10 protein-coding genes are annotated in these 9,240 nt (G+C 35.0%); all 10 read left to right on the plus strand.

Annotated elements, in window-relative coordinates; all coding sequences use genetic code 11:
• The first annotated feature begins 293 nt into the window (after positions 1–293).
• A complete protein-coding gene (locus tag BMY96_RS10910; protein ID WP_092852078.1) occupies positions 294–890 on the plus strand; it encodes a hypothetical protein in 597 nt (198 codons plus the stop codon).
• Between the two features lie 208 nt (positions 891–1,098).
• Positions 1,099–1,488 carry a helix-turn-helix domain-containing protein gene (locus BMY96_RS10915; RefSeq protein ID WP_092852080.1) on the plus strand — a complete coding sequence of 130 codons (390 nt, stop codon included), beginning with the start codon at positions 1,099–1,101 and terminating at the stop codon, positions 1,486–1,488.
• Positions 1,485–2,111 (plus strand): IS3 family transposase, encoded by a 627-nt coding sequence (locus BMY96_RS10920; protein ID WP_092852082.1) that lies wholly within the window; start codon positions 1,485–1,487, stop codon positions 2,109–2,111. The genes BMY96_RS10915 and BMY96_RS10920 overlap by 4 nt, the downstream gene beginning before the upstream one ends.
• A 9-nt stretch (positions 2,112–2,120) precedes the next feature.
• A complete protein-coding gene (locus BMY96_RS16230) occupies positions 2,121–2,351 on the plus strand; it encodes an integrase core domain-containing protein (protein WP_092852084.1) in 231 nt (76 codons plus the stop codon).
• A gap of 246 nt (positions 2,352–2,597) precedes the next feature.
• A complete protein-coding gene (locus BMY96_RS16225; RefSeq protein WP_092852086.1) occupies positions 2,598–2,915 on the plus strand; it encodes a DUF6660 family protein in 318 nt (105 codons plus the stop codon).
• 48 nt (positions 2,916–2,963) lie between these two features.
• Positions 2,964–5,150 (plus strand): TonB-dependent receptor, encoded by a 2,187-nt coding sequence (locus BMY96_RS10935; RefSeq protein WP_092852088.1) that lies wholly within the window; start codon positions 2,964–2,966, stop codon positions 5,148–5,150.
• A 2-nt stretch (positions 5,151–5,152) separates the two neighbouring features.
• On the plus strand, positions 5,153–5,569 hold the full coding sequence (locus BMY96_RS10940; protein WP_092852090.1) for a Fur family transcriptional regulator: 417 nt from the start codon (positions 5,153–5,155) through the stop codon (positions 5,567–5,569).
• A 54-nt stretch (positions 5,570–5,623) separates the two neighbouring features.
• The gene (locus BMY96_RS10945; RefSeq protein ID WP_092852462.1) at positions 5,624–5,983 is read left to right on the plus strand and encodes a DUF3703 domain-containing protein; all 360 of its coding nucleotides are present in this window, start codon (positions 5,624–5,626) and stop codon (positions 5,981–5,983) included.
• On the plus strand, positions 5,980–7,941 hold the full coding sequence (locus BMY96_RS10950) for a heavy metal translocating P-type ATPase (RefSeq protein ID WP_092852092.1): 1,962 nt from the start codon (positions 5,980–5,982) through the stop codon (positions 7,939–7,941). The genes BMY96_RS10945 and BMY96_RS10950 overlap by 4 nt, the downstream gene beginning before the upstream one ends.
• A 355-nt stretch (positions 7,942–8,296) precedes the next feature.
• Positions 8,297–9,070 carry an HNH endonuclease gene (locus tag BMY96_RS10955; RefSeq protein WP_092852094.1) on the plus strand — a complete coding sequence of 258 codons (774 nt, stop codon included), beginning with the start codon at positions 8,297–8,299 and terminating at the stop codon, positions 9,068–9,070.
• Positions 9,071–9,240: the final 170 nt, after the last annotated feature.

The raw sequence follows: 9,240 nt of genomic DNA on the forward strand, positions 1-9,240 counted from the left end.
ACAACAAACGGATGACATAAAAAACAGCTGACCAGCGCCCGACTCAATAAAAAAAGAACCAATCTTTGCGCGTAAAAAGAGAAGCCACGGTTGCGAATAAAAAAGAGCAAGAATTCTGTTACAAATACAAAACCGCCACCTAACATTGTATAAAAATAATGCGTATTTTAGTACGAAATTTATAAGCCTGTGCTTGTTTGCTTGCTTCTGATTTTCCTTCGGAAAATCGCCGCACACAAACTCCGCACTATCATTATACGAAACCGTTGTGGTTAATATAGAAAACTCGAACTATGAAAAAAACTTCCCTACTTCTATTCATAATTATAGTTTCTTCTTGTAACCATAATGAAGAAAAACTAACTACCGAAAAAGAAATTCTAAAAAAAGAAAATGATTCGCTGACTGAATTAGTTTCTAAAACAGAAAATAATATTGGAATGAATTTCACAAAGTTATTGGAACAGGAAACCCAAACTGACTCTGACTCAACTCTGATTCCTGAATACAAAAATCTTTTAGGAGAAAATGAGATTTTCGACATCTATATTTGGGATAGAATCCAAACGATTTCGAATTTGAAAAATTACAACCAAATTGTTTCTGAATTTAGCGGAACATATCGTTTAAAACCAATTCATAATGATAAATACGCAGATGTAAATTTGATAAAAATAAAAAATGACAGTTGTTTTTTATTTAAAAACAAGGAACTAATTGTATCGGAAAAATTAAAAATCCGAAATTCTTCAAATGAGTATATTAAGGGAGTAATTCATATTAAAAACTTCGGAATGACTTTACACTCTTCTGGTTTTGGAACTGGAATATTACTTAAAGATAGATTTTGTATGGATTGTGAACGTTTAGATTATTATAAAACAAAATAAATACTAACCACAACAACGGCTATAGTTCATTGCTTCTGATTTTCTGTCGAAAATCCTCGCAAATTTGCTATCTTCCGTTTACGGCGGAAAATCCTCGCGGATTTTCACGCAACGAAACCATAGCCAAACACGTTGTGCATAATGCAAAAAAAATTGTACTTTCCTGAAATAGGTTGACTAAAAATTAAACCTTTTAGCACTATACCTAATGAAAGACAACAAACAACCCTGCCGAAAAACTTCCTACAAAAAAGTAAGTTTCGATCTAAAGCTCTTGATCATTGATCAAGTTCAAAACGGACAGATATCCGTAAACCATGCATCAGAGAAATATCAAATCTCTAGATCTTCTATTGAGTACTGGTTAAAAAAATACAGTACTTTAGAACAAAAGAAACGCGGTATGAGCAAGAAAGACCAAATCAAAAAACTCAAAGAACGAATCGAAGAACTTGAATTCGTAAAAGACTTCCAGCAAGACATCATCGCTGATATGGAACTTATTACTGGAGTTGACATGTCAAAAAAGTCATTGCCCAAAACATTAGCAGACGAGATCGAAAAAAAGAAACAAGACCGTTTAAAAGAAAATGGTTGATTCAATGTTTTGGGATCAGTAAACAAGCCTTCTACAAGCGCTTGAAGTCTCAACGGATCAAAGAAAATAATGACCAAATCGTAGTTCAAATGATTAAAAACTACCGAATAAAAGTAGGTCAAAGAACTGGGGGAATAAAGCTCTACCACGAACTTAAATCCAATATGGATAGACATGGAATAAAAATGGGAAGAGATAAGTTTTACAAGCTCTTAAGGCATTACAACTTACTAGTTCCTAAGACCAAACGATATTTTATAACAACCAATTCTAAACATCAGTTTTATAAATACAACAATCTAGTAAAAGACAAGGCCCCTACCCGACCCGAACAGCTTTGGGTAAGCGACATCACCTATATCAAAACAGAAAAGAAACATTGTTATCTGGCATTGGTCACAGACGCTTATTCTAAAAAGATTATGGGTTATAAATTAGCTTCCCATATGAAGACATCACTTTGTATAGAAGCCCTGGCTATGGCCATTAAAAATCGAAAATATCCTAATGAAAAACTCATTCATCATTCGGATAGAGGAATTCAATACTGTAATCCAGCATATACCGAGTTTGCTGAACGAAACAACATCGCACTCTCAATGACACAGCAGTACGATCCTTAAGAGAACCCAATTGCCGAACGTATCAATAGAACATTAAAATATGAATACGGACTTAAACAAACTATAAAAAATGTTACCTTAGCTAAGAAGATCATAAAACAAGCTGTGAGCATTTACAATAACGAAAGAACACATTTCAGCTTAAAGTTAAAAACACCAGCTTTCGTTCATATGAACCAAAATGTAGCATATCGTTCCTACAAAAAAGATCAACAGAATTTAGAACTTCTGACCATTTAAAAGAACGAAAAATGAATCAAAAAATGGTCAACCTATATCAGTATAATACAAATCGTGCTAAACATCAACATTTGAACTAAAAAAGCCAACGCGCAAACAGCACATTCATTTTTTTGCCAACGCGAAATGCCAACGCTCAAAAAAATAAAAGAGCTGTTTCTTGCCAACGCTACAACACCGAACCAAAAACCTAACGACAAAGACTTTGCAACAACATTGCATTGAATATTTTTTATCTTTGTGCCGATGAAGTATTTTACTATCATATTATCATTACTAATTCTTGTTTTGTCAATAACACCTTGCTCTGACGGAAATAATTCGGAAGACCACCACAAAGACGAAATAAGTGCAAACCACAATCATCAAGAAGATAGTGACGATTCGTGCCCGATTACCTGCATCTGCAATTGTTGTGGAATGACAATCACTTACGAACCCTTCCAAACGATTGATTTAAAGCTGAATATCAAAATTTCTACGATAGATTTTTCTACCTATCAATCGAACTACCGTTTCGATTTCAATTCCAATATCTGGCAACCGCCACAGTTGATTAGCTAAACACCGACCGAAAGTCAACATTTTAGTTAATCAAATTTCACATTCAAAATGAATAAAAATCTTTTGAGCGCGTTGCTCATACTATTATCGTGCTTTTACTTAAAAGCGCAAACATCAGACCTACAAATAAAAGTAGTAACCCAAACTGAAAATGAGCCATTGTTAGGAGCAACAGTCTATTTTGAGGAATTGGAAAAAGGAGCTATAACCGATTTTGAGGGTATCGCTACGTTTACAGAAATCCCAAACGGCAATCAAGTTCTGAAAATCTCATACATCGGTTTTGAAACCTTCGAAACTACAATCGATGTAGGTTCAAAAGAGGTATTTGAGTTTAAACTCGAATCTGGCGGAAACGAACTTGACGAAGTCGTCTTACAATCTTCAAGAAGTACAAGAACTGTAAGAAAGATACCAACAAGAATAGAATATATCGGAGCAGAAGAATTGGGCGAAAAGGCTATAATGAACCCAACCAATATTTCAATGGTATTGCGAGAAAGTACGGGAATACAAATGCAACAAACATCTTTGAGCAGTGCAAATACCAACATCAGAATTCAAGGACTTGATGGAAGATATACTCAACTTTTGAGAGACGGATTTCCTTTGTACGGTGGCTTTTCAAGCGGTTTGAGTATTTTGCAAATTCCGCCATTGGACTTGCAACAGTTTGAAATCATCAAAGGAAGTTCTTCCACATTATATGGTGGTGGCGCAATTGCAGGTTTGGTAAATATGGTTTCCAAAACGCCTGACGATGAACCAGCTTTGGATATTATGCTTACGCAAACGCAAGCATTAGGAAGTACCGCAAATGTATTTTACAGCAAGCGAAATGAGAAATTTGGAGTTTCACTTTACGGTTCTGGTCATTATCAAAAAGCATATGACCCAGAAGATGATGGTTTCAGTAATTTACCTAAAACTACTTCAATTTCTTTCAACCCAAAGTTATTTTATTATCCATCGGAAAAAACCACATTTTGGTTCGGTTTAAATGGAACGTATGACGACAGAATAGGTGGCGACATCACAAAAATTGAAAAAGGCGAAAATGGCATCCATCAATACACCGAAGAAAACATTTCAAAAAGATTGAGCAGTCAAGCGGTTTATACAACGCAATTGGATTCGGTTAGTTCGCTCAACATTAAAAATAGTGTTTCATTTTTCGATAGAGATTTGACGATTCCCGATTTCAGATTTAAAGGAAAGCAAATAAATACGTTTTCTGAAATTTCCTATCAAAAAACATCCGAAAAAACCGATTGGATTTTTGGAGCAAACCTATATTCTTCAGATTTTGATGAAAATGACAGCGCACCATTACAGCGTGACCAAAGCGATTTAACGTATGGCGCATTTATAAATAATATTTACGATTTTTCTGATAATTGGATTTTAGAAACTGGCTTACGAGCAGATTACAATACCGATTATGGTTTCTTTCCACTTCCACGAATTTCTTTGCTTTATAAAAATGATGATGGATTTTCGAGCAGAATTGGTGGTGGCTTGGGTTACAAAATTCCAGACATTTTTACCGAAGAGGCAGAATTTATAAATTTTGAAAATGTTCTGGGCATTGATAAAGATGTAATTGATGCAGAGCGTTCGTACGGATTAAATCTTGATTTCAATTACAAAACACGATTATTTGACACCTTCGGCTTTTCCATCAACCAACTTTTCTATGTAACTGCTATAAATGATGCATTGCTCTTAAATTCAACAGACAACGGATTATTTCAATTTGAAAATGCAACCGATGAAATTTTGAGCAAAGGCGCAGAAACTAACATCAAATTTACGTACAAAGATTTTAGATGGTTTTTAAACTATGCTTTTATCGATACAAAACTTAATTATCTGGCAGGTAATCCACAAAAACCATTGACTGCAAAACACAATGCAGGAAGTGTGTTGATGTACGAATCGGACAAATGGCGCATAGGTTATGAAACCTTTTACACGGGAAAACAATTTTTATCAAACGGAACGGAAACTACAGATTTTGTAACGATGGGATTACTCTTAATGCGAAATTTTAAACATTTTAGTGCTTTCGTAAACTTTGAAAATTTTACCGATAGACGACAAAGCAGGTTTTCGCCTTTAGTTTTGCCACCACACGACAATCCTGAATTTCCTGAAATCTACGCACCTACCGATGGTTTGATATTTAGTGTAGGATTGATAATCAAACCATTTGGAAACGAAGACCACGATTAATTATGAAAACGATAGAACAATTTTTAGAGTCAAAAGATATTCGCGTTACGGCAATGCGATTACTGGTTTATAAGTTTCTTGCAGAAAAAGAAGTTACTGTTACCTTAAGTGATATTGAGAACGCTTTCGCGAAAGCAGATAGAACAACCTTATATAGAACGGTTAAAACATTTGAAGATAAAGGAATCGTCCATCAAATAGACGATGGTACAGGAATAACAAAATATGCGCTTTGCGAAAAAGGCTGTAATTGTGAAATTGAAACCGACTTGCATTTACATTTTCATTGTAACAATTGTGGCGAAACGGTATGCCTGACAGAACATAAAATTCCACAAATAAAAGTGCCTGATGGTTTTGTTTCAGAAAATGTTAATCTGGTGGTAAAAGGGATTTGCGATAAATGTAGTGGGCAATGAATGCACTTCCATTGCATTGATTTTCAGTCTACTTTTATAAAAAAATTAAGTGATATGACTTTAAATACAAGAATGCCAGAGCATTTAAAAAAAGCGCATAATATAGAATTAAAACGATATCAACTCTACCTAAAATATACAGATTATGGTAACGCTTGGTATCATTTGGAACGAAGCCACATTATAGGCCAATCGTATCCAATAGAACATACGTATTCACATTGGTTAATGCTTAAATTTGGCTTTAGGCAAAAAAATGCTAACGAAATATTTGGGCAAATTATTAGGTTAATTGTTGGTGGTTGGAAATCCTTTATCAATCACGTACCTCTTGGCAATACTGGTGGCGCGAATGTTCCACCATTAAAACGAATGCCTTTACCAATAGATATTAAAGAATTATTAAATAGATGAGAAAAAAGAAAATAAATTTAGGAGATTTAAAGCCAAAAGAACATCAAGGCGAACATTCCCACGATGATGGTCACGACCACGACCACGGCGATGGAAGTGCTTTTAAAACATATATTCCTGCGCTAATAAGTTTTGTTATGCTCATCGTAGGAATTGGCATAGATTATTTTGATGCAATTCCACAATTTCAAAGTTGGGTTCGAGTAGTTTGGTACACGATAGCATACATTCCCGTAGGATTTCCTGTAATAAAGGAAGGCTGGAAAAATTTGGTTCGTGGCGATGTTTTTACCGAGTTTTTCTTAATGTCCATTGCTACCATTGGTGCATTTATTATTGGCGAATATCCCGAAGGCGTTGCGGTTATGTTATTCTATGCAGTAGGCGAATTATTTCAGAATGCAGCTGTAAACAGAGCGAAGTCCAATATTAAAGCCTTGCTCGATGTTAGACCAAATGAAGCTTTGGTCTATCGGAACAACGATTACGTTACCGTTGACCCTGAAACCGTTGAAATAGGCGAGAAAATACAAGTCCGTGTGGGAGAAAAAGTACCTTTGGATGGTATTTTACTTTCAGAAAAAGGAGCATTCAACACGGCAGCTTTGACTGGCGAAAGCAAACCAGCCACCATTACAAAAGACGAAAAAGTATTTGCGGGAAGTATCAATCTTGATGGTGTGATTGAAATTGAAACCACAAAAGAATTTAAGGACAGTTCTATTGCTCGAATTTTGGATATGGTTCAAAATGCGACAGCTCGTAAATCAAAAACCGAATTATTTATTAGAAAATTTGCAAGAATCTATACGCCAATCGTTGTGTTTTTAGCAATTGGAGTTACCTTTTTGCCTTACTTTTTTGTGGATGATTATATATTTAGAGATTGGTTATATCGTGCCTTGATTTTTCTCGTGATTTCGTGTCCTTGTGCGTTGGTAATTTCAATTCCGTTAGGCTACTTTGGCGGATTGGGAGCAGCTTCAAAAAACGGAATTTTATTTAAAGGTGCTTCGTTTCTCGATGCAATGACCAAAATAAATACGTTGGTTATGGATAAAACCGGAACGGTTACAAAAGGCGTTTTCAAAATAAAAGAAGTTAAAGCTATTGGTTGGGAAGAAACTGAATTTATGAAATACTTGATGGCGATGGAAGAACAATCCACACATCCCATAGCCAAAGCAATTTTAGAATACAAAGCAGACGGAGCAGATTTTGAAGCTACCGAAGTTTCAGAAATTGCTGGAAAAGGCTTAAAAGGAATTGTAAATGGAAAAGCCGTTTTAGTTGGTAATAAAGCCTTAATGACGGCAAACAAGATTGTCGTTCCGCAAGAAACTGAAAGCATTGTGGAATCCATTGTTTTGGTAGCAATCGATAACGAATTTGCAGGTTATGTAGTAATAGCAGACGAACTAAAAGAAGATGCAAAAGAAACCATTACTGAATTACACAAAGTTGGAATTGGAAAGATTATGATGCTCTCTGGCGATAAAGATTCTATCACACAAAAAGTAGCTACCGAATTAAATATCAAACAAGCAAAAGGCGGATTATTGCCCGAAGATAAACTGAATGAAGTAGAACTATTAAAACAGAATCAACAGAATAAAATTGCTTTTATTGGCGATGGAATTAATGACGCACCAGTTTTAGCTGCAAGTGATGTAGGAATTGCAATGGGCGGTTTAGGTAGTGACGTAGCGATTGAAACCGCAGATGTGATTATCCAAACTGACCAACCATCAAAAGTGGTCAGAGCGATACAAATAGGTCGTTCCACACGAAAAATAGTTTGGCAAAATATAGGTTTGGCATTTGGAGTTAAAGTAATTGTTCTGATTTTGGGAGCAGGTGGTTTGGCAACAATGTGGGAAGCGGTTTTTGCCGATGTTGGAGTGGCATTATTGGCAATTTTGAACGCTGTAAGATTACAGAAAATGAAATGGGATTGATTGACTTTTATAGCGGCAAAAGATTTGGTGCAAACTTGAACAATTGATTTTGGAAACGCCAACGCTACGAGCCATACACATTTACAGTCGCATCAGCCAACTCACCACCAAAACTGTAAAAGAGTATGGCTCTGCAAACGCGCACACTTGAACTGAATTAAAAAGCTGAAAACCAAGCAGAACGCAAAGCACTATGCACAACAATGTATAAAAATAATAGCGGTTTAATCGCTAAAACCAAAGCAAGTAAATATAAAAAAGGTCTTTGTTTAACCGAAAAGTTAGTACGTGAAAATCCGCTACTATTCTTATACTAGACCGTTAGGCAACATTTGACCAAAACCGAGAATAATAGATGAATTGGATAATTTCAGCAAATTCCAAAATGTACGACCACTCTAGTTCGTTTGAACATTATGGTTCAATAGATTGGCGACAAGGAAAAACTAAATTTGAAGTTGGAGATACAGTTTATATTTATTGTACTCGACCTTTAATGATGTTGCAATATAAGTGCATAGTTGACAAAATTGATTTAGATTCTTCGCAAATTAGAGACGACAAGGAATATTGGATTGACCAAGAAGAGTATTTAAAATCTTTAGATGGAAAATTTATGACTTTAAGACTAATTGAGCAGATTTCTAACAATCGAATGAAACTTGTGAATCTTAAAGAAAATGGACTTAAAGCCGCACCTCAAGGTCCAATGAAAATTAAGAACGAAACTTTACAAAAATACATTGACACTTATTTTACAGATAATTATCAAACTGACTTTTTTCCGGAAACTTTAAAGGAAAGCGAAACAGAATACGAAGGAGCAAAAAAAACAGTAATTGTAAATAAATACGAACGAAGTTCAAAAGCACGAGAAAACGCAGTAAATTATCACGGACTGAACTGTAAAGTCTGTAATCTGAATTTTAAAAAAGTATATGGAGAAATTGGAGAAGACTTTATTCACATTCATCATATAGTTCCAATTAACGAAATTGGAAAAAATTATAAAATCGATTATAAAAAAGACTTAATCCCAGTTTGTCCGAATTGTCACTCAATGCTGCATAGAAAATTGAACGGAAAAGAACCAACGATTGAGGAATTAAAACTAATGATGGAAAAATAAAAACGTTGCCTAACACCGTATAAAAATAATTGCGGTTTAGTGCTTAATCAAAAGTCGTTGCGTGTTTGTAACGTCTGATTTTCCTTCGGAAAATCCTCGCATACAAACCCGCAACTATTCTTATACATAAACGTTAGGTGTCAGTAAAAAAAATTCAAATCTAACTCCAA

The sequence above is a fragment of the Algibacter pectinivorans genome (genome assembly GCF_900112595.1).
Lineage (GTDB): Bacteria > Bacteroidota > Bacteroidia > Flavobacteriales > Flavobacteriaceae > Algibacter_B > Algibacter_B pectinivorans.

Coding starts and splice junctions, on each gene's coding strand:
- BMY96_RS10910 (WP_092852078.1), top strand. CDS start 294: ATGAAAAAAACTTCCCTACTTCTATTCATAATTATAGTTTCTTCTTGT.
- BMY96_RS16225 (WP_092852086.1), top strand. CDS start 2,598: ATGAAGTATTTTACTATCATATTATCATTACTAATTCTTGTTTTGTCA.
- BMY96_RS10940 (WP_092852090.1), top strand. CDS start 5,153: ATGAAAACGATAGAACAATTTTTAGAGTCAAAAGATATTCGCGTTACG.
- BMY96_RS10945 (WP_092852462.1), top strand. CDS start 5,624: ATGACTTTAAATACAAGAATGCCAGAGCATTTAAAAAAAGCGCATAAT.
- BMY96_RS10950 (WP_092852092.1), top strand. CDS start 5,980: ATGAGAAAAAAGAAAATAAATTTAGGAGATTTAAAGCCAAAAGAACAT.
- BMY96_RS10915 (WP_092852080.1), top strand. CDS start 1,099: ATGAAAGACAACAAACAACCCTGCCGAAAAACTTCCTACAAAAAAGTA.
- BMY96_RS10955 (WP_092852094.1), top strand. CDS start 8,297: ATGAATTGGATAATTTCAGCAAATTCCAAAATGTACGACCACTCTAGT.
- BMY96_RS10935 (WP_092852088.1), top strand. CDS start 2,964: ATGAATAAAAATCTTTTGAGCGCGTTGCTCATACTATTATCGTGCTTT.